The sequence below is a fragment of the Amycolatopsis sp. PSD-21 genome (genome assembly GCF_055561455.1).
Genome location: NZ_CM145712.1, coordinates 6596417 through 6617030 on the forward strand (window position 1 = coordinate 6596417; position 20614 = coordinate 6617030).

19 protein-coding genes and 1 tRNA gene are annotated in these 20614 nt (G+C 69.2%); 10 read left to right on the forward strand and 10 right to left on the reverse strand.

The window, feature by feature from the left end; translation table 11 throughout:
* Window positions 1-10: 10 nt before the first annotated feature.
* Window positions 11-1399: an aspartate ammonia-lyase gene (aspA, locus tag ACZ1DY_RS30835; RefSeq protein WP_126735997.1), complete on the forward strand. Its 1389-nt coding sequence runs from the start codon at window positions 11-13 to the stop codon at window positions 1397-1399.
* Between the two features lie 147 nt (window positions 1400-1546).
* Complete coding sequence (locus ACZ1DY_RS30840) at window positions 1547-3169, forward strand: CocE/NonD family hydrolase (RefSeq protein ID WP_465481741.1); 1623 nt, start codon at window positions 1547-1549, stop codon at window positions 3167-3169.
* A gap of 99 nt (window positions 3170-3268) precedes the next feature.
* On the opposite strand, the gene ACZ1DY_RS30845 is transcribed toward ACZ1DY_RS30840, so the two are convergent.
* Together ACZ1DY_RS30845 and ACZ1DY_RS30850 are read right to left on the reverse strand one after the other, a co-directional pair.
* Window positions 3269-4030 carry a metallophosphoesterase gene (locus tag ACZ1DY_RS30845; protein ID WP_465481742.1) on the reverse strand — a complete coding sequence of 254 codons (762 nt, stop codon included), beginning with the start codon at window positions 4028-4030 and terminating at the stop codon, window positions 3269-3271.
* A gap of 4 nt (window positions 4031-4034) precedes the next feature.
* On the reverse strand, window positions 4035-4664 hold the full coding sequence (locus ACZ1DY_RS30850; RefSeq protein WP_192741055.1) for a GntR family transcriptional regulator: 630 nt from the start codon (window positions 4662-4664) through the stop codon (window positions 4035-4037).
* A 46-nt stretch (window positions 4665-4710) separates the two neighbouring features.
* Between ACZ1DY_RS30850 and ACZ1DY_RS30855 the strand changes: the two genes are divergently transcribed.
* On the forward strand, window positions 4711-5889 hold the full coding sequence (locus tag ACZ1DY_RS30855) for an aminotransferase class V-fold PLP-dependent enzyme (RefSeq protein WP_465481743.1): 1179 nt from the start codon (window positions 4711-4713) through the stop codon (window positions 5887-5889).
* Here the strand turns inward: ACZ1DY_RS30855 and ACZ1DY_RS30860 are convergent.
* The gene (locus tag ACZ1DY_RS30860; RefSeq protein WP_465481744.1) at window positions 5886-6377 is read right to left on the reverse strand and encodes a DUF1453 domain-containing protein; all 492 of its coding nucleotides are present in this window, start codon (window positions 6375-6377) and stop codon (window positions 5886-5888) included. The two genes, ACZ1DY_RS30855 and ACZ1DY_RS30860, sit on opposite strands and share 4 nt — an antisense overlap.
* A gap of 65 nt (window positions 6378-6442) precedes the next feature.
* Between ACZ1DY_RS30860 and ACZ1DY_RS30865 the strand changes: the two genes are divergently transcribed.
* From ACZ1DY_RS30865 to ACZ1DY_RS30875, 3 genes are read left to right on the forward strand one after another with little or no spacing between them, the layout of a single operon-like run.
* The gene (locus tag ACZ1DY_RS30865) at window positions 6443-7051 is read left to right on the forward strand and encodes a TetR/AcrR family transcriptional regulator (protein ID WP_192741052.1); all 609 of its coding nucleotides are present in this window, start codon (window positions 6443-6445) and stop codon (window positions 7049-7051) included.
* A complete protein-coding gene (locus ACZ1DY_RS30870) occupies window positions 7048-8544 on the forward strand; it encodes an AMP-binding protein (protein ID WP_465481745.1) in 1497 nt (498 codons plus the stop codon). The genes ACZ1DY_RS30865 and ACZ1DY_RS30870 overlap by 4 nt, the downstream gene beginning before the upstream one ends.
* 41 nt (window positions 8545-8585) lie before the next feature.
* Entirely contained in the window at window positions 8586-9005 is a 420-nt protein-coding gene (locus tag ACZ1DY_RS30875) for a cupin domain-containing protein (RefSeq protein ID WP_465481746.1), read from the forward strand.
* Here the strand turns inward: ACZ1DY_RS30875 and ACZ1DY_RS30880 are convergent.
* Window positions 9002-9520 (reverse strand): MarR family winged helix-turn-helix transcriptional regulator, encoded by a 519-nt coding sequence (locus tag ACZ1DY_RS30880; RefSeq protein ID WP_465481747.1) that lies wholly within the window; start codon window positions 9518-9520, stop codon window positions 9002-9004. The genes ACZ1DY_RS30875 and ACZ1DY_RS30880 overlap by 4 nt on opposite strands.
* A 14-nt stretch (window positions 9521-9534) precedes the next feature.
* Here ACZ1DY_RS30880 and ACZ1DY_RS30885 point away from each other — a divergent pair, with 14 nt between their 5' ends.
* Entirely contained in the window at window positions 9535-10038 is a 504-nt protein-coding gene (locus tag ACZ1DY_RS30885; RefSeq protein WP_465481748.1) for a carboxymuconolactone decarboxylase family protein, read from the forward strand.
* A 457-nt stretch (window positions 10039-10495) separates the two neighbouring features.
* Here the strand turns inward: ACZ1DY_RS30885 and ACZ1DY_RS30890 are convergent, their stop codons facing one another.
* The 4 genes from ACZ1DY_RS30890 to ACZ1DY_RS30905 all read right to left on the reverse strand — a co-directional run bounded on the left by ACZ1DY_RS30890 (window position 10496) and on the right by ACZ1DY_RS30905 (window position 12576).
* Complete coding sequence (locus tag ACZ1DY_RS30890; protein WP_465481749.1) at window positions 10496-11449, reverse strand: GNAT family N-acetyltransferase; 954 nt, start codon at window positions 11447-11449, stop codon at window positions 10496-10498.
* Between the two features lie 47 nt (window positions 11450-11496).
* Window positions 11497-11568, reverse strand: a tRNA-Val gene (locus tag ACZ1DY_RS30895).
* Between the two features lie 38 nt (window positions 11569-11606).
* On the reverse strand, window positions 11607-12068 hold the full coding sequence (locus ACZ1DY_RS30900; RefSeq protein ID WP_037342406.1) for a peroxiredoxin: 462 nt from the start codon (window positions 12066-12068) through the stop codon (window positions 11607-11609).
* A gap of 76 nt (window positions 12069-12144) precedes the next feature.
* Window positions 12145-12576, reverse strand: a complete 432-nt coding sequence (locus tag ACZ1DY_RS30905) for a DUF3052 domain-containing protein (RefSeq protein WP_034311133.1) — start codon at window positions 12574-12576, stop codon at window positions 12145-12147.
* A 402-nt stretch (window positions 12577-12978) separates the two neighbouring features.
* Here ACZ1DY_RS30905 and aceE point away from each other — a divergent pair, with 402 nt between their 5' ends.
* Complete coding sequence (aceE, locus tag ACZ1DY_RS30910) at window positions 12979-15774, forward strand: pyruvate dehydrogenase (acetyl-transferring), homodimeric type (protein WP_257485287.1); 2796 nt, start codon at window positions 12979-12981, stop codon at window positions 15772-15774.
* A 116-nt stretch (window positions 15775-15890) separates the two neighbouring features.
* On the forward strand, window positions 15891-17102 hold the full coding sequence (locus tag ACZ1DY_RS30915; protein ID WP_126736010.1) for an alpha-hydroxy acid oxidase: 1212 nt from the start codon (window positions 15891-15893) through the stop codon (window positions 17100-17102).
* Window positions 17103-17174: 72 nt separating this feature from the next.
* Here the strand turns inward: ACZ1DY_RS30915 and ACZ1DY_RS30920 are convergent, their stop codons facing one another.
* Both ACZ1DY_RS30920 and ACZ1DY_RS30925 read right to left on the reverse strand, forming a co-directional pair.
* Window positions 17175-17816 (reverse strand): nicotinamide mononucleotide transporter family protein, encoded by a 642-nt coding sequence (locus ACZ1DY_RS30920; RefSeq protein WP_465481750.1) that lies wholly within the window; start codon window positions 17814-17816, stop codon window positions 17175-17177.
* Window positions 17817-18008: 192 nt separating this feature from the next.
* Complete coding sequence (locus ACZ1DY_RS30925; protein WP_465481751.1) at window positions 18009-18746, reverse strand: mechanosensitive ion channel family protein; 738 nt, start codon at window positions 18744-18746, stop codon at window positions 18009-18011.
* Window positions 18747-19136: 390 nt separating this feature from the next.
* Between ACZ1DY_RS30925 and ACZ1DY_RS30930 the strand changes: the two genes are divergently transcribed.
* Entirely contained in the window at window positions 19137-20351 is a 1215-nt protein-coding gene (locus ACZ1DY_RS30930) for a PucR family transcriptional regulator (RefSeq protein ID WP_126736013.1), read from the forward strand.
* The last annotated feature ends 263 nt before the right edge of the window (window positions 20352-20614 follow it).

Sequence of the window (20614 nt, forward strand, 5' to 3'; positions counted from 1 at the left end):
GGAGCCTTCGATGCACCGCGTGGAACACGATCTGCTGGGGGACAAGGAAGTCCCGGCCGACGCCTATTGGGGTGTGCACACCGCGCGCGCCAGGGAGAACTTCCCCATCACCGGCACCGCGATCTCCACGTACCCGCATCTGATCGAAGCACTCGCCTCGGTCAAGGAGGCCGCGGCCCGCGCCAACGCCGATCTGGGGTTGCTGGAGCCGGACGTCGCCGACGCCATCCGCCGGGCGTGCGGCGAGATCCGCGAAGGCGCGTTGCACGACCAGTTCGTCGTCGACGTCATCCAGGGCGGCGCAGGCACCTCGACGAACATGAACGCCAACGAGGTGATCGCGAACCGCGCGCTCGAACTGCTCGGGCACGAGAAGGGTGATTACGCCCGCGTGCACCCGAACGAGCACGTGAACCTCGGGCAGTCGACCAACGACGCGTACCCGACCGCGGTCAACGTCGCGACGATCATCGCCGTTCGCGAACTGGCCGAGGCGATGGTCGTGCTGGAGCGGGCTTTCGCGGCCAAGGCCGTCGAGTTCCACGATCTGCTGAAGATGGGCCGCACGCAGTTGCAGGACGCCGTCCCGATGACACTGGGGCAGGAATTCGGCACCTACGCGGTCATGCTCGGCGAAGACCGGCTTCGGCTCACCGAAGCGGTGACGCTGCTGCACGAGATCAACCTCGGCGCGACCGCGATCGGCACCGGGCTCAACGCCGCGCCCGGGTACGCCGAAGCCGCCGTCGCGCATCTGCGCGAGATCACCGGGCTGCCCGTCGTTTCGGCGGCGGACCTGGTGGAGGCGACACAGGACTGCGGCGCGTTCGTGCACCTTTCCGGTGTGCTCAAGCGGATCGCGGTGAAACTCTCCAAGAGCTGCAACGATCTGCGGCTGCTGTCCTCCGGCCCGCGGGCGGGGCTCAACGAGATCAACCTGCCGCCGGTGCAGGCGGGTTCGTCGATCATGCCCGGCAAGATCAACCCGGTCATCCCCGAGGTGGTCAACCAGGTCGCGTTCGAGGTCATCGGCAACGACGTCGCCGTCACGATGGCGGCCGAAGCCGGGCAGTTGCAGCTCAACGCGTTCGAGCCGCTGATCCTGCATTCGCTTTCCGAGAGCATCACGCATCTGCGGTCGGCGTGCCTCGTGCTGGCGGAGCGGTGCGTCTCCGGGATCACCGCGAACGCGGACGTGATGCGGGGTTACGTCGAGAACTCGATCGGCCTGGTGACCGCGCTGAACCCGAGGATCGGGTACGCGGCGGCGACCGAGATCGCCAAGGAGGCGCTCGAGACCGGGCGCGGGGTGGCGGAACTCGTCGTCGAAAAGGGGCTTCTGCCCGCCGAGGAGCTGGCGAAGCTGCTGAAGCCGGAGACGCTCGCCCGGCTTTCCTGAGACCTGCGGGGCGGTACCGGGCGGTCCGCCCCGCGCCAGTGTCAGGAAAGGGTCTTTCAGGACATTATTCGTCCTGAAAGACCCTTTCCTGACATGCGGGGTACGGTCGTAAGCGGAAGGTGATCCTCCGCACGAAAGGCGGCCAGCGTGCTCGACCGACTCCTCGACCGGTACCTCGGCCTCCCGCCCGCCGAAGGGCCTCCCCCCTCGGTGACCAAGGCGATCCCCGTGCCGATGCCCGACGGCGTCCGGCTGCTGGCGGATCGCTACGCCGTGCCGGGCGACGAGCCGCGGCCGGTGGTGCTGATCCGCACGCCGTACGGCCGCAAGGGCGTGATGGGCAAGGTCTTCGGCGAGACGTTCGCGCGGCACGGGTTGCAGACGGTCCTCCAGAGCACCCGTGGGACCTTCGGCTCCGGCGGCGAGTTCCGGCCGTTCCATCTGGAGAAGGAAGACGGCCTCGCCACCGTCGCGTGGCTGCGCGAGCAGCCGTGGTGCGACGGCCGGGTCGCGATGGCGGGGGCGAGCTACCTCGGCCACACGCAGTGGGCCGTCGCGCCGTACCTCGACGAGCCGCTCGAAGCGCTGTGCCTCGGCGTCACCGCGTCGGAATTCGTCTCGACGTTCTATCCCGGCGGGATCCTCGCGGTCGACAACATGGTCTCGTGGTCGGCGCTGATCGGCCGCCAGGAAGGCCGGTTCGCCGGCCTGCCGAATCCCTGGCAGACGAAAAAGACCCGCCGCGCCATGGCCTATCTGCCGGTTTCGGGCGCCGACGTCGCGGCCATCGGCAAGCAGGTGCGGTTCCTGCAGGACGTCTCCGCGCACGCCGAACCCGGCGACGACTTCTGGGCGCCGTCGGATCACAGCGCGGGGGTCGCCGCGCTGGAGACCCCCGTGTCCATGGTGACCGGCTGGTACGACCTGTTCATCTCCGCCCAGCTGCGCGACTTCAAGGAGCTCGCCGCGGCCGGGCGCGCACCGCGGATCACCATCGGGCCGTGGGCGCACGGCGAGCCCGCGAGCATGAAGACCCTGATCACCGACCAGATCGGCTTCCTCTCCGCCCACCTCCTCGGTGATCGCGCGCCGCTGAGGCAGTCGCCCGTGCGCCTGTACCTCCAAGGCTCCGGACGCTGGCTGGACTTCGAAAGCTGGCCGCCGGAGTCCGACGCCACCCCGTACTTCCTGCGTCCCGGCGGGCTTTCCACCGCGGAACCCGTCGAGTCGGAACCGGGCACGTTCACCTTCGACCCGGCCGATCCGACGCCGACCGTCGGCGGCCCGCTGCTGTCGGGCGTGCAGAAACAACGGGACAACAAGGTCGTCGAACAGCGGCCGGACGTGCTGCTGTTCACCGGTGACGTGCTGGAACGCGACCTCGACGTCATCGGCGAGATCTCCGCGCTGGTGCACGTGCGGACGAGCCTCGGGCACGGCGACGTCTTCGTCCGGCTGTGCGATGTGGACCGTCGCGGTGTCTCCCGCAACGTCACCGACGGCATCCTCCGCCTGCGGCCCGGTGCACCGGAGTCCGATGTGGACGGTGTGGTCGCCGCCGAGATCTCGCTCGACCCGACGGCGTACCGGTTCCGGCGCGGGCACCGCCTGCGGGTGCAGGTCGCGGGCGGCGCGTTCCCGCGCTTCGCCCGCAACCACGGCACCGGCGAGCCGGTTTTCAGCGCGGTGGACGGGAAACCCGCGCGGTTCGAGATCTTCCACGACCCCGCGCGGCCGTCCCGGATCACACTGCCGGTGTTCGCGGGCTGAGGAGGGGCGGCGGCTCCGGCGTGTCGCGAAAGCCACTTTCGGGACGTCTGGTGTCCCGAAAGTGGCTTTCGCGACACGGCCACCTCGCCTGACTCCTCGTCAGGCCGGCACGACCCGCTGGTGCGTGGTCAGCCTGCCGTCTTCGTGCAGCACGTGGAAAAGCAGCGACGGCGGCAGGTCGTAGTCGACCGGGCCGCCCTCGCCCCAGGACCTCAGCCCGTTCTGCTCCCACGGGAACAGGATGCTCGACCCGACCGACGGCGCGGACCGCAGCGGCACCCCCGCGAACGTCGTCGACGCCGCGGCGTGGACGTGCCCGCAGAGCAGGGCGACCACGCGCGGGTGGCGCGCGAGCACCTCGGCCAGCTTTTCCTCACCGTACTGGCGCATCGCGTCCACCAACGGCAGCCCGAGCGCGACCGGCGGGTGGTGGAAGGCGATGAAGGCCGGGCCGTCGCCGTCGCCCAGCACGGCGTCCAGCCAGGCCATGGTCTCGTCGTCGAACTGCCCGTCGGGCTTGCCGGGGATGGTCGAATCGGCCATGACGAACGTGACGTCGCCGACGGTGTGCGCCGCGTTGACCGGGGCGTCGTCCGGCGTCTGGCCGAGCAGCCCTTCGCGGAACGGGCCGCGCTTGTCGTGGTTGCCGGGGCAGACGAAGAGCGGGACGTCGGTCTTGAAGAGCTCGGCCGCGCGCCCGTATTCCTCCTGGGTCCCGTGGTCGGTGATGTCGCCGGTCACGAGGATCGCGTCGACCGGGGTCGCCAGGCTTTCCAGGTACCGCATGACCCGCGCGGTGCGTTCGTCGGCGCGCTCCCCGCCGTCGAGATGGTTGTCGCTCAGATGTGCCGTCACGAACATCGTGTCACCCCATGTCTTCCAGATATGCCAACGTTTTCACCCAGTTCCGCACGAGCAGCTCCACCGCCGTCGCGAGGTCGGAGACGCGGATCGCCTCGGCGATCCGGTGGTGCTCTTCGATACTCTCCCTGGCGCGTTCGACGCCACCGAAATAGCGCGCGTCGTAGCGTTTCAACAGCGGCTTCGTCTGTTCGAGCAGGCGGAGCAGATGCGGATTCGTGCAGCGCGAGACGAGCAGCGCGTGCCACCGGTCGTCCAAAGTAGACAAATCACCCTGTCGCGCGAGTTCCGCGGTCATCTCGGCGGCGATCCGGTCCAGCCCGCCGGTGAGCCCGGCGAGGTCCTGCGGCGAACTCCAGCGCAACGCGAGCGATTCGAGCTCCGCGACCAGCGGGTACAGCTGCCGGGCCTCGTCCGGATCGAACGGCGGCACGAGGAAACCCCGGTTCGGTGCCGAGACGAGCAGGCCGCGGTCGGCCAGCCCGATCAGCGCCTCGCGCAGCGGGGTCCGGCTGACCCCCAGCTCGCGGGCGAGGTGCACCTCGTTGATGCGGCTGTCCGCGGCGATCCGGCCGTCGAGCACGCGGGCGGTGATCTCCTCCGCGAGGTCGCGCCGGAGCAGGTTCCTCGTCATCGGTGCAGTATTGCATGCACTTCGGCCGTACTGTATTCAGTTAGGCATGACGGACTTCGATGTACGCCGTGCCCGCGCCGAAACACCGGGCTGCGCGGAGGTGGTCCACCTCAACAACGCCGGCTCGTCGCTGCCGCCCGCACGGGTGACCGACACCGTCGTCGGCTACCTGCGGGAAGAAGCCCTGATCGGCGGATACGAGCAGGCCGCGGCGACCGCGGAGCGGATGAACGGCGTCTACGCCTCGGCCGCCCGCCTCGTCGGCGCGGATCCCGAAGACATCGCCCTGACCGACAACGCGACCCGCTCCTGGCAGGCGATCTTCTACGCGCTGCCGTTCGCCGCGGGAGACCGGATCCTGACGGCGAAATCCGAGTATGCGAGCAACGTCATCTCGTTCCTGCAGATCGCGAAGCGCACCGGCGCCGTCATCGAGGTGGTCGAGAACGACGAGTCCGGGCAGCTGGACGTCGAAGACCTCAAGCGCCGTGTCGACGGCGACGTCAAACTGATCGCCGTCTCCCACGTGCCCACCCAGGGCGGCCTGGTGAACCCCGCCGAAGAGATCGGCGCGGTCGCGCGCGAGGCCGGGATCCCGTTCCTGCTGGACGCGTGCCAGAGCGCCGGCCAGCTCGACCTCGACGTCGCACGCCTGAACTGCGACGCCCTCAGCGTCACCGGCCGCAAGTACCTGCGCGGGCCGCGGGGCACCGGGTTCCTCTACGCGCACCCGCGGCTGCGCGAGCGCGTCGAGCCCGCGATGCTCGACCTTCACTCGGCCGCGTGGACCGCGCCCGAAACCTACGAAGTCGATCCGACGGCGAAGATGTTCGAGGTCTGGGAACGCGATCACGCCGCCCTGCACGGTCTCGGCGCGGCGATCGACTACGCCCTCGAATGGGGCATGCCCGCCATCGAAGCCCGCGTCGCCGCCCTCGCGGCGAAATTGCGCGACGCGCTGCGCGAGATTCCCGGCGTCCGCGTCCACGACCAAGGCACGCGGCAGTGCGGGATCGTCACGTTCAGCGTGGCGAAAACACCGTCGCAGGAAGTGAAGCGGCACCTGGCGGCGGCGAAGATCAACGTCAGCGTCACGGAAGCTACGTCCGCCCAGTTCGATTTCGTCGAGCGTGGATTGCCACCACTCGTCCGGTCTTCGGTGCACTACTTCAACACCGAAGACGACATCGCCCTCCTCGTCGGCGAGGTCGGGAAACTGGCCTAGCGGCGCGAGAGCACCGACTCGGACGGCGGGGCGTACGGCAGCCCCGTCGTCTTCGCGCGCATACCGAGCACCAACGCCTCCCCCAGCAGGCTGACGCCGATCGACAGCGTCACCGGCCGCGCGTCGGGATGCGCGCCGGCCATCGTGGCCAGGAAGCCGACCCCGAAGTTCACCAGCATCGACAGCACCCAGACGCCGAACGTCCAGCCGGTGTAGCGCAGCCACAGGACGCCGTCGCGCTCGAAGAGCTTCGTGGTGGTGGCGCGGACGGCGCCGAGGACGCAGCCGACCACGGAGCCCAGCACGAGCCAGGCACCGTCGGTGAAGGTGAAGTGCTCCAGCTTGGTCAGGCCGTAGACACCGATCGCGAGCAGGATCACCGGCCCCCCGAACACATCGCGGGCTACCAGCGGCTCCCCACGCAACCTGCGCACGACGATCACGACAACCACCGCGACGACCAGCGCGATCAGCAACCAGGTCCGCATCGAATCTCCCCCTTTGTAGCATGCCTGTGCCAAATAAAATAGCAAGGCCGTGCTATAAAGGCAACATGCCCAAGATCGTCGATCCCGACGCCCGGCGCCTGGAGATAGCCGAAGCCGTCTTCCGGGTGATCCAGCGCGACGGTCTCGCGCAGGCGTCGCTCCGGAGCGTGGCCGAGGAGGCCGGTCTCGCGATCGGTTCGGTGCGGCACTACTTCCGCGGCCACGACGAGCTGATCGTGTTCGCCATGAGGTCACTCGGCGACCGGCTCGAAGCGAGACTGCTGGGGCATCTTCCCGATCTGCTCGACCCCGCGACACCGCGCTCACGGCGGCAGGAGATCACCGAAGCGCTACTCGGCGAGCTGCTCCCGCTCACCGAGCAGACCCGGGCCGAAACCGACGTCTGGCTGGCGTTTTCGGCCGCCGCGAAGAACCGCCCGGACCTCGCCGAGGAGGCCGTCCGCATGTACGAGGGAGTCCGCGCCCTCGTCCGGCGGGTGCTCGACGGCGCGAACGAAGCGGGCGGCCTCCTCGACGGCCTCGACCTGGCCGTGGAGACCGAGCGGCTGGCCGCGCTGCTGGACGGGCTCGCGTTGTCGACGGGCAGGACGCCGCCGGAGCTGATGCGCACGGTGCTCCGGCGGCATCTGGAAAGTCTGAGGTGCCCCGAATGAGCACGTTCTACGAGATCGCCGCCCACGATCCCGGCCGCGTCGCGGTGATCGACGTCGACGGGCGCGAGACCACCTTCGGCGAGCTGTCGGCGCGCGCGAATCAGCTGACCCACGCCTTGCGCGCCCTCGGCCTCGGCGAAGGCGACGGCGTCGTCGCGATCATCCACAATGGACTCGCCTACTACGAGCTCCTGCTGGCGACCTTGCAGGCGGGGATGTACTTCACCCCGGTCAACCACCGGTCCTCACCGGGCGAGATCGCCTACATCGCGGCCAACAGCGGCGCCAAGGTCGCCGTCGCGGACGCGGACATCGCCACCACGTGCACCACGGAACTGGCGGGCCTGCACCGGTTTTCGCGCGGCGAGACGCCCGGCTGGGCCGACTACGCGGCCTGGGGCGCGGACCAGCCCACCACCGCGCCGGAGCACCGGACCGCGGGCCAGACGATGCTCTACACCTCCGGGACCACGGGGCGCCCCAAAGGCGTCCGGCGCGCCCTGTCCGGACGGCCGCCCGCGCTGCACCCGATCCACGCGAACGTCCTCGAACGCCTGGACGTCCGGCCGGGGCACGGCGTGCATCTCGTCGCCTGCCCGCTCTACCACGCGGCGCCGGGCATGTTCTCGACCGCGATCCTGCATCTCGGGCACACGCTCGTGCTGATGGACCGGTTCGACGCCGAGGAAACGTTGCGGCTGACCGAAAAGCACCGGGTGACGAGCACGCATCTGGTGCCGACGATGTTCCACCGCATGCTACGGCTGCCCGAGGACGTCCGCGCGCGGTACGACCTGTCGAGCCTGACTTCGGTCATCCACGGCGCCGCGCCGTGCCCGAAGGAGGTCAAGGAGCGGATGCTCGCCTGGCTCGGACCGGTGGTCCACGAGTACTACGGCGCGTCGGAGGGCCTGATCACGGCCGTGCACGCGCGCGATTGGCTCGCCGAGCCGGGTACCGTCGGCACCCCGCTGGACGGCGTGCGGGTCAAGGTCCTCGACGACGACGGCTCGGAACTCCCCACCGGCGAGACCGGGACTCTCTACTTCAGTTCCGCGCACACGAAATTCGCCTACCACGACGATCCGGGCAAGACGGCCGCCGCGCGTTCCGGCGAATTCGTCACCGTCGGCGACGTCGGCTATCTCGACGCCGCGGGGCGGGTGTTCCTGTGCGACCGGCGGACGGATCTCATCCTTTCCGGTGGCGTGAACATCTACCCGGCCGAGATCGAGGCGCGGCTGCTGGGCCATCCGGACGTCGCCGACGTCGCGGTGATCGGGGAACCGGATCCCGAGTGGGGACAACGGGTCGTCGCGGTGATCCAACCGGTCGAGGGGATCGCCGGGGACGCCGCGCTGGCGAAGCGGCTCGAAGAGCACTGCCGAGCCGAGCTCGCCGGGTTCAAGACGCCGCGCCGGTTCGATTTCCGCGAGCGGCTGCCGCGGACCGAGAGCGGCAAGATGCTGAGGCGGACGCTTCGGGCGGAATGAACGGCCCTTTCGGGCAGTGCCCATCGCGGTACGGTTCGCTCATGCGCCTGCGGTCCGTGACCACACTGCTCGCCACCCTCGTGCTCGCCCTGGCCGTCCCCGCGACGGCCGAGGCGACGCCCGGATCCGGCGTGACCGGGACGATCTTCCACCAGAAGACGGTCCGGGACACCGATTACGTGCTGCGCGAGGTCGTCATCCAGCCCGGCGGCTACACCGGCTGGCACTACCACGACGGCACGCTGCACGCGTACGTCAAGGCCGGCACGCTGACGCACAACTCGGCCGATTGCGGGCTCGACGGCTTGTACCGCAAGGGCGCCGTCTTCACCGAGCCGAGTGACACCGTCCACATCGGACGGAACCTCGGGACGACGCCGGTGGTGCTGGAGGTGCTCTACGTGCTGCCACACGGGAGCCCGCTTTCGCAGGACGCGCCCAACCCCGGCTGCCCGTTCTAGGCGCCGAACCAGCCCGCGACGTCCAGGCGGAAGCCGTCCGCGGGCGCCATCGTGCGGAGGTCCGTTTCGAGCGCTCGGACCCTTTCGACGCCCAGCGTGGCGGCCCACTCCTCGCGCAGCTCCTCGAAGATCGCCGCCGTCCGGCCGAGCGAGTCGAACCCGCGGCCGGTGAGCCGCACGACCTTGCGCCGCGCGTCGGCCGGGTCGTCGACGCGGGCGACGTAGCCGAGCTGCTCCAGCTTGTCGACGGTCTTGCCCGCCGCCTGCTTGCTGATGCCGAGCCGCCGCCCGATCTCGCTCGCCGTCGCGCCCTCGCGGCCGATCGCCTGCATGGCGAAGCCGTACGCCGGGCGGACGTCGGGATGTCCCTGTTCGGCCAGTTCGGCGTGCATCCGGTCGATGATCGAGCGGAAGCCCGCGAACAGCAGGAGCGGCAGCTCGTACCCGGGCGGGTCGGAAACCGGCTTGCGTTGTTCGACAACCTGGTTTACCTTTTCGTCAACCACGTTGACCATCTTAAGGGGAAGCCTTGTTCACCGACCACACCGTCGAAACCGCGCCCGAAGCCTCGCGTCGCGCGATGGAGGCGACCATCCGGAAGTTCGGCCACCTCCCCGCCGCCGTCGCCCGGCAGGCGTCGTCACCGGAACTTCTCGACGGTTTCCTGAAGCTCAGCGCGAGCTTCGAGCGGACCACGCTCGACCCGCTCGCGCGGGAAACGGTCGTGATGACCGTGGCGACGCGCAACGGCTGCGGGGTGTGCGTCGAGATCCACACCGGCAAGCTGAAGGGTCTGCACGCGGACGACGGCATCATCGCGGCGCTCCGCTCGCAGCAGCCCGTTCCGGACGAGCGACTGGAAGCCGTCCGGCAGTTCACGCTCGCGGTGCTCGAAACCGCCGGCGCGGTCGACGACGAGACCCTGCGGACCTTCTTCGGGCTCGGATACACCGAACGGAACGCCCTGGAAGTCGTCATGGGCATCGGGGCCTACACGATGTCGACCCTGGCGAACAGGCTCATCCGCGCCTAGTCGCTCTGCGTGATCGCCCCTCGCGGCACGGATCACTCCAATGGCCGCCGATCTTGATGTATCTGGGCAGTCCCGACCGCCTCTTCTCTTGTGTAGCCGAAAGTTCGCCACCCGCGGCGCGGCGCACACCGGCGGTCTGGCCTGCCGAGGGGGCAGACCAGACCGCCGAAACCGAAAACGTTCCACAGGTGTTGGGGGTGCGTGAAGGCCCCCTTCCCTCGGCTCAGTCGAGGGAAGGGGGCCTTCACGTGTGTCGGCCGCATTTAGCCGACTAAATGCGACAGCGCTGGTGCCACGACGTCAGGCCTCGAGCGCCCTGCCCATCGCCGCCAAGGAGCCCCAGGCGGCGGTCTCGGGTGACGAGACGGACGACACGTGTGACTGGATGGACGACACGCGTGTCCAGGCGGACGGCTCTCACCTCGCTTCACATTTAGCCGACTGAATGCGTGGCGGGTCAGACCTCGAGCGCCCAGCGCACGTAGCGCATGGCCGGCGTGAAGCCCGCCCTCTCGAAGACCCCGGGCGCACCCGAAGGATCCGCCGAGTCCACGTTCAAACTCGCGCGGTCGTACCCCTGCTCGGTGGCGGCCCGCAGCGCGTGCCCCATCAGCGCGCTGGCGACACCCCGCCGCCGGTACCCGCGAAGCGTCCCGATCGCCATGAAGTGCGCGTCGCGGACGCCGGTGGCCTCCGTGTCCGCGTCCCAGCACATGGTCACCAACATCCCCACCGGGGAGCCCGCCGCACGTAGCAGAAAGCTGACCTCGGGCCGGAAGGTCTGGTTGGTGATCTTGTTTCGCCAGAGATCGGCGGGCATCGGCACGGAGCCCCAGTAGTCCCGATAAGCCTCGTTCCGGACCGCACGGAAGTCCTCGTCGTTCCGCTCCGACCACGGCTCGATACGGAACCCTTCAGGGACCACCGGGCCATCGGCAACGCCGAGCGGGTGTTCCATCCGCTGGAAGTAGCGCACGGGCACGAACCCCCGGGAGCGGACGAGCTCGGCCAGGCCCGCGATGCGCTCGGGCCGGTTGACGTCGATCACGAGCTTCGCCGACGGATGGTGCAGCGCGTGCACCACCTTCGCCGCCGCCACACCCGCGTCGACGAGCGTGGCGCCGATCCCCCGACGGCGATACCCGGGATGGACTCCGCCGTCGAGGAAGACCCGGTGGATCTCCGACGCGGACGGCTTGAACCGGATCTTCATGTAGCCGGCCATCACGTCGCCGTCGAAGGCGGCGAGACTCGCCCGCTCGAGATCCGCGTACGGGTCGATCAGCTCCTGGAGGGTGTCCTCCGCCGTGTAGTTCTCGCCGATCCCGTCGACGGTCTCCATCGCGTTGAGGAGGTCGGCCGACGCCTCGGCGTCCTCGGGCCGCAGTGGCCGCCACGTGAGGTCGCGCATGCGGCCGAAGGTAGCCCGCGCGGGCCGGGCTGTCGCCGGGTTTTCGGTGGGCGCAGTAGGGATCGAACCTACGACCGCTCGGGTGTAAACCGAGTGCTCTCCCGCTGAGCTATGCGCCCGGGAGGTGACACCGCGCACGGGTGCCACCGGTGAAGACTCAGGCCAGCGAGGCCACGGCCTTCTTCCAAGCCTGCTGGTCGCGCGCCTCGCCGGGCTGGTTGACCTCGGCGAACCGCACGACGCCGTCCTTGTCGATCAGGAAGGTGCCGCGGGTGGCCAGACCGGCCGCCTCGTTGAAGACGCCGTAGGCCTTCGCGACCTCACCGTGCGGCCAGAAGTCCGAAAGCAGCGGGAACTGGTAACCCTCCTGCTCGGCCCACGCCTTGAGCGAGAACGGGGTGTCCACGGACACACCGATGACCTGGACGCCCTGGCCGTCGTAGTCCGCGAACTCGTCGCGGAGCTGGCACAGCTCGCCGGTGCAGATGCCGCTGAACGCGAACGGGTAGAACACGAGCAGGACCGGCTTCTCGCCCTTGAAGGACGACAGCGTCACGGACTGCTTGTTGTAGTCGTTGAGCGTGAAGTCCGGGGCTTGCGATCCGACCTCGACGGCCATACCGGCGGTTTCCTCTCAAGAGCGAACAGGGGCCTGCGACGACAACCCTATCGTGTCGATCGCGCGCCCGGAGAGGTCACCGCTTGGTCTTGGACGACTTCGGCGAAACCAGCCGCGTGCCCGCCCATTTGGGACCGGCGCTGATGTTGGCCGTCTGCGCCAGCCCGACCTGCGGCACCGCCTCGGCGATCTCACTGGGCTCGACATGCCCGGGCTGGCCCGTCTTCGGGGTCAGCACCCAGATCACGCCGTTCTCGTTCAGGGGAGTCCGGACCTCGATCAGCGTGTCACCGAGATCACCGTCGTCCTCGCGCCACCACAGCAGCACCACGTCGATGACCTCGTCGGCGTCCTCGTCGAGGATGTCGCCGCCGATCTGTTCCTCGATCGCCGCACGAAGGTCGTCGTCGACGTCCTCGTCCCAGCCGATCTCCTGGACCACCATGTCCGGCTTGATCCCGAGCCTTTCGGCGACGCTGCTCTGATCAGCGTCTCCCGCGGCGACCACTGCTGTCACTCCTCCAACTACGACGGAGCGTGGTGTCGCGTCGGCCGGATCGGCCGGGCGGGCACCACACTCGGGTACACGATGCCCGTTAGCGAACACTGGTGAAGCGTTCCGCGCAACCGTCCACACCGGATCTTGAACAACTCGTGTCGCGGCGTACGGACATTCGGCCCACTCTCACGGGGTCAATCCGGGCGCGCCTGGGCACCTCCGAACGCCCTGCTTTAGGGTGGGAGAGAAAACGCGCGCGCGAGTACAGGCGCGTGCGAGGCGTGTCGCAATCGGGTCCGCGAACGTTACCGATCAGTAGCGGTGACGCGAACGGAACCGGAGGACGACGATGGAAGGCGAACACGCCCGCGTACGAGCACAACCAGCTACCACCTTTCGCAAGGAGACCCCTTGGCCCCGCAGAACGACGGCGCCTCCGGCAAGGAGACCCCGGCACGCGTCCGCGTCATCCGTGACGGATTGGCGGCGCACCTGCCCGACATCGACCCGGAGGAGACCGCCGAATGGCTGGACTCCTTCGACGAGGCGCTGGCCAGGGGTGGTCAGCAGCGCGCCCGTTACCTGATGCTGCGCATCCTCGAGCGGGCCAGGGAACGTCACGTCGGCGTCCCGGCGCTGACGTCGACGGACTACGTCAACACCATCCCCACCGAGAACGAACCCTGGTTCCCCGGTGACGAGGAGATCGAGCGCCGCTACCGCGCCTACATCCGGTGGAACGCCGCGATCATGGTGCACCGCGCGCAGCGTCCCGGCGTCGGCGTCGGCGGGCACATCTCGACCTACGGCTCGTCCGCGGCGCTGTACGAAGTGGGCTTCAACCACTTCTTCCGCGGCAAGGACCACTCGGGCGGCGGCGACCAGATCTTCATCCAGGGGCACGCCTCCCCCGGCATCTACGCCCGCGCGTTCCTCGAGGGCAGGCTGACCGAGAACCAGCTGGACGGCTTCCGCCAGGAGTTCTCGCACGCCGGCGAGGGCGGCGGCCTCCCGTCGTACCCGCACCCGCGGCTGATGCCGGAGTTCTGGGAGAACCCGACCGTGTCCATGGGCCTCGGCCCGATGAACGCGATCTACCAGGCCCGGTTCAACCGCTACCTGCGTGACCGCGGCATCAAGGACACCAGCGACCAGCACGTCTGGGCGTTCCTCGGCGACGGCGAGATGGACGAGCCGGAATCGCGCGGCCTCATCCACGTGGCCGCCGGCGAGGGCCTCGACAACCTGACCTTCGTGATCAACTGCAACCTGCAGCGACTCGACGGCCCGGTGCGCGGCAACGGCAAGATCATCCAGGAGCTGGAGTCGTACTTCCGCGGCGCCGGCTGGAACGTCATCAAGGTCATCTGGGGCCGCGAGTGGGACTCGCTGCTGCACGCGGACCGTGACGGCGCGCTGGTCAACCTGATGAACACCACGCCGGACGGCGATTTCCAGACCTACAAGGCCAACGACGGCGCCTTCGTCCGCGAGCACTTCTTCGGCCGCGACCCGCGGACCAAGGAGCTGGTCAAGGACCTCACCGACGCCGACGTCTGGAACCTCAAGCGCGGCGGGCACGACTACCGCAAGGTCTACGCGGCCTACAAGTCGGCGCTGGAGCACCACGGCCAGCCGACGGTGATCCTCGCCCACACCATCAAGGGTTACGGCCTCGGCCCGTCCTTCGAGGGCCGCAACGCCACGCACCAGATGAAGAAGCTCACCCTCGACGACCTCAAGCTGTTCCGGGACGCCCAGCGCATCCCGATCAGCGACGAGGAGCTCGAGCGCGACCCGAAGCTGCCGCCGTACTACCACCCCGGCAAGGAATCGCCGGAGATCGAGTACATGATCGGCCGCCGGAAGGCGCTCGGCGGCTTCCTGCCGGAGCGCCGCCCGAAGGCGTCGAAGGCTCTCGTGCTGCCCGGCGACAAGGTCTACGAAGGCATCCGCAAGGGCTCGGGCAAGCAGGAGGTCGCCACCACGATGGCGTTCGTCCGGCTCGTCCGCGAGCTGGCGAAGGACTCCGAGATCGGCAAGCGGATCGTCCCGATCATCCCGGACGAGGCGCGCACCTTCGGTCTCGACTCGATGTTCCCGACGGCCAAGATCTACAACCCGCACGGCCAGACGTACACGTCGGTCGACGCGAGCCTGATGCTGGCCTACAAGGAGTCCGAAAAGGGCGTCATCCTGCACGAGGGCATCAACGAGGCGGGATCGACCGCGTCGTTCACCGCCGTCGGCACCTCGTACGCCACGCACGGCGAGCCGATGATCCCGATCTACATCTTCTACTCGATGTTCGGGTTCCAGCGGACCGGTGACGGCCTCTACGCGGCGGCGGACCAGATGGCCCGCGGGTTCGTGCTCGGCGCCACCGCCGGCCGCACCACGCTGACCGGTGAGGGCCTGCAGCACGCCGACGGGCACTCGCTGCTGCTGGCGGCGACCAACCCGGCCGTCGTCGCCTACGACGCGGCGTGGTCGTTCGAGATCGCCCACATCGTGCGGGACGGTCTGCGCCGGATGTACGGCGAGACCGGGCCGGACGGCAACGGCGAGAACATCTTCTACTACATGACGATCTACAACGAGCCCTACCAGCAGCCCGCCGAGCCCGAGAACCTCGACGTCGACGGCCTGCTCAAGGGTCTCTACAAGTACGCCGACGCGCCGTCGGGCGAAGGCCCGGAGGCGCAGATCCTGGTCTCCGGTGTCACCATGCCGGACGCGCTCCGTGCCCAGCGGATGCTGGCCGAGGAGTGGGGCGTACGCGCGGCCGTGTGGTCGGCCACGTCGTGGACCGAGCTGCGGCGCGAGGCCGTCGAGGCCGACCACGACAACCTGCTCCACCCGGGCGACTCCCCGCGTGTGCCGTACGTCACGCAGAAGCTGTCCGGCGCGAACGGGCCGGTCGTCGCGGTTTCGGACTGGATGCGCGCCGTGCCGGACCTCATCCGCCCCTGGGTGCCGAACGACATGCTGACGCTGGGCACCGACGGGTTCGGGTTCTCCGACACCCGCCCGGCCGCCCGGCGGAAGTTCCTGGTCGACGCCCAGTCGATCGTGGTCGGCACGCTGAGCGCGCTCGCCAAGCGTGGCGAGTTCGACCGGGCGAAGGTGGCCGAGGCGGCGCGCGAGTACCGCCTCGACGACGTCGCCGCCGCGGGTCCGCAGCTGTCGGACTCCGGCAGCGCGTAGCGATGCCATGAACGGTCCGTTCCTTGCGAAATTCGCGAGGAACGGACCGTTCATTGCGTCCTGGGCCGGACGGGCTAGGGTGAGACATCGGATGTTTGCGGGAAGGGTGAGTGAGTGTGACCAAGCGTCGACTGCCGAAGCCGAGTGAGCTGAAGCAGATCCTGCGGCCGAAGCCGATCGTGCTCAACCCGACCGACCGGCGGCTGGCGGGCGCGCACACGATCGCCGACCTGCGGATGCTCGCCCGCAAGCGCACGCCGCGGGCGGCGTTCGACTACACCGACGGCGCCGCGGAGCTGGAGGACAGCCTCCGCCGCGCCCGGCAGGCCTTCCGCAGCGTGGAATTCCACCCGAACGTCCTGCGCGGCGTGTCCGATGTGGACACCGGCAAGGAGATCCTCGGCAAGCGTTCGGAGCTGCCGTTCGCGTTCGCGCCGACCGGGTTCACCCGCATGATGAACCACGAGGGCGAGGCCGCGGTGGCCCGCGTCGCGCAGCGCAACGGCATCCCGATGGGGCTGTCGACGATGGCGACGACGTCGATCGAAGACCTCGCCGCGGCCGCTCCGGAGGCGCGCAAGTGGTTCCAGCTCTACGTCTGGCGCGACCACAAAGCGGGCGAAGATCTGATGAATCGCGCCTGGGCGGCGGGCTTCGACACGCTCATGCTGACGGTGGACACGCCGGTCGCGGGCGCGCGGCTGCGCGACGTTCGCAACGGCCTGACCATCCCGCCCGCGCTCACCCTCAAGACCTTCGTCGACGGGGCGATGCACCCGGCGTGGTGGTTCAACCTGCTGACCACCGAGCCGCTGACGTTCGCCTCGCTGAGCCAATTCGACGGCACGGTCGCCGAACTGCTCAACCAGCTCTTCGACCCGACCCTGAACTTCGACGACCTCGACTGGGTCCGCCAGACCTGGCCGGGCAAGCTCGTGGTGAAGGGGATCCAGAACGTCGACGACGCGCGTGACGTGGTCAAGCACGGCGCCGACGCGGTGCTGCTGTCCAACCACGGCGGCCGTCAGCTCGACCGGGCACCGACGCCGATCGAACTGCTGCCCGCGGTGCTCGACGAGATCCAGGGCGACGCCGAGGTGTGGATCGACACCGGCATCCTCTCCGGCGGCGACATCGTGGCCGCGATCGCGCGCGGGGCGGACGCGGTGCTCATCGGGCGCGCGTTCCTCTACGGCCTGATGGCCGGCGGCGAGCGCGGGGTTCAGCGGTGCGTGGACATCCTGCGCGCCGAGATGGTCCGGACGATGCAGCTGCTGGGCGTCCGCACCCTCGCCGACCTCAAGCCCTCCCACGCGACCATGCGCTGACCCCTGCGCCTTTCGTCCTCTGGATGCGATGGTTCGTAAGACCAACTACCGCATCCAGAGGACGAACGCGGGTCAGACGGAGGCTGAAGTGACCGCGGCCGGAGCGGTGCGGACCTGCTTCGCGGTCCGGTTCCAGCTCCACCAGCCGTGCACGACCAGCCCGGCGAACACGATGTAGACCGCCGCGGAGAAGTACAGGCCCGAGGACAGCTGCAGCGGGACGCCGATCGCGTCGACGACCAACCAGACCAGCCAGAACTCGACCAGTCCCGCGCCCTGCGCGGCGAAGGCGACCAGCGTGCCGACGAAGATCGCGGCGTCCGGCCACGGCGCCCACGAGGCGTTCAGCGCGTCGAGGACCAGCGCCATCGCGGTGGTGCCGATCGCGAACGCGCCGATCATCGCCAGGCGCTCGCGGAGCGTGCCCTTGCGGACGACGACGCCGTAGACCGGGTCGCTGCGGCGGGACCAGGCCCACCAGCCGTAGATCGAGATGACGAGGATCGCGATCTGCCTGGTCGCGAGGCCGCCGAGATGCGCGGAGAGGTAGACCGAGAACAGCAGCACGGTGGCGCCGACCTGCACCGGCCACGTCCACAACGTGCGGCGTTGCGCCAGGAAGACCACGGCCAGCGCGAAGATCTGCCCCGCCAGCTCGGCGAAGGAAATCCACTGTCCGAGCACCGTGACACCGTTGTGCAGCAAGAAGTCCACGTCCGCACCCCTCTCCGTCTACCGCTCCAACATGCTCCGTACCGACGCCATTCCCTAGGGAGTGTGAGGTGCGGAACAGCCAGGGGGCTCGAGAGACGCTGAAGGGCCCTCCACCGCGTGTTCCGCGGCGACGGGCCCTTCGACTCCACGCGGGCCCGGTGCCTTCCTCGATCACCGGGCCCGCGCGGATGCTCAGGAATCTACGCGACCGATGCCCACGGGCGAAGTCGGCGGCTCCGAACGGACCTCCCGCTTGCCCTCCCCGGCCTCCAGCTGGCCCTGCAGGTTGGCCAGCCAGCCGTGCCAGCGCTCCTGCGCCGGCTTGATCAGGCCGCCGCCGAAGCCGACGACGATCACGCCGCCGATGGTGGCGAGCACGGTGATCAGGACCGGCCCCGTCACGGCCGTCGCGATGTTCACCTGGCCGAGTGCGGCGATGATGCCGAAGGCCATGATCATCCAGTAGGCGATCGTGCCGAGCAGCCGTCCGGCCGGCCGGGTGGACAGCGCACCGGTCACCAGGTCGCGGACGACCTTCGCGACGGCGGCCGCGACGATCACCAGCACCAGCGCCACCAGGATCCGCGGCAGGAACGCGATGATGTCGTTGAGCAGCGCGCTGACCGGATTGCTCTCACCGAATACGCCGAACGCGAGCTGCAACGCGATCAGGAGAATGAAGTAGTACACGAGTTTGACGAGGATCCCGCCCGCGTCGACATTCGCCTGTTTGAGCGTTCCGGTGAGTCCGGTCTTCTCGATGAGCTTGCCGAAACCGATCTTCGACAGAACCAGTCCCAAACCCTTCGACACGGCTTTCGCGATCAGCCAGCCGATCAGCAGGATGATCAGGAAACCGAGCAATTTCGGCACGAAGGTGGCGACAAGGTTCCATGCTTGTCCCAGACCGTCTTTCAGCTGCTCGCCCACGGCGAACTCCCTCCTCTGCGCATCCGCGACCTACCCGGTGCGGCTTGCGAGGGATCGTTGATCACGAGCCCCGTACCGGCAACTCGGCGCCCCACGATCGAGTGAGTCGGCTAGCGGGAAAAGATCGACAAGTCCCATACTTGTTCCACCGGTGGGGACCGGGGAGACGAGGCCGTCCGGCGCAGCGAAAAACGCTAGCGCCGGGCGGCCTCGAGTTTTATCCGAATACCTTTCACCATTCACTGCCGATGACTGTCCACTTCGGACGCCGGCGGCGAAAGGCCGCAGGATGACGGCGCCCTTTGCCCGGCGGACCAGGCCATGTCCGGCAGGGCGGCTCGCGAAGACCGTGAACACGACTTGCCGGACACGGCCTAGGATCGGCTGACCATGGCTGATGCGACCTCCGGACGGCGTGTGCCCAAGCACCACGGGCTGTCCGCCAAGACCCTCCGGCGGCTCGAACACGCCTCCGGCCGGCTCGCGAGCGCGAGTGTGGCGGTGATGGAGGAGCGGCTGAGCTGGTTCGCCCGCCTCCCCGCCGACCAGCGCGCGAGCGTCCTGCTGATCACCCAGGCGGGTGCCGCCGGTTTCGTCGACTGGCTCCGCGACACGAAGGAGGCACTCTCCCTCACCACGGAAGCCTTCCGCGAAGCCCCCGCCGAGCTTTCCCGGTGGGTGAGCCTCCGGCAGGCGGTCGGCATGGTGCGGCTGGCGATCGAGGTGTTCGAGGAGCAGCTGCCGGAGTTCGCCGCGAACGAGGCGGAACGCGCCGCGCTGATCGAGGGGATCCTGCGCTACGGCAGGGAGATCGCCTTCGCCGCCGCGAACTCCTACGCGGCCGCCGCCGAGGCGCGAGGCGCCTGGGATGCGCGGCTGGAGGCGCTGGTCGTCGACGGCATCGTCCGCGGCGACGCCGAGGAAGCGGTGCTCTCCCGCGCCGCCGCGCTCGGCTGGGATCCGGCCGCGCCCGCCACCGCGCTGGTCGGCACTCCGACCTCGGACGACCCGCCCGCCGTCGTGTTCGAAGTGCGCAGCCGCGCCGCGCGGGTCGGGCGCCCGGTGCTGCTTTCGGTGCAGGGCTCCCGGCTGGTCGTGGTCGTCGCCGGACCCACCGACGGCAGCGTCAAGGACCGCGAAATCCTCACCAAGCTTTCGGTCGCCTTCGCCGAGGGTCCGGTCGTCGCCGGGCCGACGGTGCCCACGCTCGCCGAAGCGCACCACAGCGCGACAGAGGCGCTTTCCGGGCTGCGTGCCGTCGTCGGCTGGCCCGGCGCGCCCCGGCCCGCGAGGTCGATCGACCTGCTGCCGGAACGCGCGCTGTCCGGCGACCCCGAGGCCGAGCGCCTGCTGGTCGAGCAGATCGCGCGACCGCTGGAGGAAGCCGGCCCGGCGCTGCTGCGGACCGTGGAGACCTATCTCGACAGCGGCGGCGTCCTGGAGACCTGCGCCCGGACGCTGTTCGTGCATCCGAACACCGTCCGGTACCGGCTGCGGAAAGCGGCCGAGCTCACCGGCCGCCACGCCGCCGAATCGCGGGACGCCTGGGTGCTGAAGGTGGCGCTGACCGTCGGGCGGCTGGCCCGTGCCCGCGGTCTCTGGTAGCCGGCGACTCGGGCTCGCTTCGGCCGAGGCATGTCGCGAAAGCCACTTTCGGGACGTCTGGTGTCCCGAAAGTGGCTTTCGCGACACCCGGCCCCTGCGCACGCGCTCGCCGAAACGGGCAAATCGCTCAGGCGGGCGCACGACCTCCGGCGAACCGGTTGGTAACTCTGCGCAGTGATGGACCTCATAGGGAAAGCTGGTTGAACCCGACAAGGCTTTTGGGTTAAGCGCGGAGATCAGGAAGGCGCTTTTGGAGGGTTCCG

What these genes read in the sequence shown, in the direction of transcription:
- aspA (WP_126735997.1), top strand. Translation starts at nt 11, where the DNA reads ATGCACCGCGTGGAACACGATCTGCTGGGGGACAAGGAAGTCCCGGCC.
- ACZ1DY_RS30845 (WP_465481742.1), bottom strand. Translation starts at nt 4,030, where the DNA reads ATGTTCGTGACGGCACATCTGAGCGACAACCATCTCGACGGCGGGGAG.
- ACZ1DY_RS30850 (WP_192741055.1), bottom strand. Translation starts at nt 4,664, where the DNA reads ATGACGAGGAACCTGCTCCGGCGCGACCTCGCGGAGGAGATCACCGCC.
- ACZ1DY_RS30855 (WP_465481743.1), top strand. Translation starts at nt 4,711, where the DNA reads ATGACGGACTTCGATGTACGCCGTGCCCGCGCCGAAACACCGGGCTGC.
- ACZ1DY_RS30860 (WP_465481744.1), bottom strand. Translation starts at nt 6,377, where the DNA reads ATGCGGACCTGGTTGCTGATCGCGCTGGTCGTCGCGGTGGTTGTCGTG.
- ACZ1DY_RS30865 (WP_192741052.1), top strand. Translation starts at nt 6,443, where the DNA reads ATGCCCAAGATCGTCGATCCCGACGCCCGGCGCCTGGAGATAGCCGAA.
- ACZ1DY_RS30870 (WP_465481745.1), top strand. Translation starts at nt 7,048, where the DNA reads ATGAGCACGTTCTACGAGATCGCCGCCCACGATCCCGGCCGCGTCGCG.
- ACZ1DY_RS30875 (WP_465481746.1), top strand. Translation starts at nt 8,586, where the DNA reads ATGCGCCTGCGGTCCGTGACCACACTGCTCGCCACCCTCGTGCTCGCC.
- ACZ1DY_RS30880 (WP_465481747.1), bottom strand. Translation starts at nt 9,520, where the DNA reads ATGGTCAACGTGGTTGACGAAAAGGTAAACCAGGTTGTCGAACAACGC.
- ACZ1DY_RS30890 (WP_465481749.1), bottom strand. Translation starts at nt 11,449, where the DNA reads ATGCGCGACCTCACGTGGCGGCCACTGCGGCCCGAGGACGCCGAGGCG.
- ACZ1DY_RS30900 (WP_037342406.1), bottom strand. Translation starts at nt 12,068, where the DNA reads ATGGCCGTCGAGGTCGGATCGCAAGCCCCGGACTTCACGCTCAACGAC.
- ACZ1DY_RS30930 (WP_126736013.1), top strand. Translation starts at nt 19,137, where the DNA reads ATGGCTGATGCGACCTCCGGACGGCGTGTGCCCAAGCACCACGGGCTG.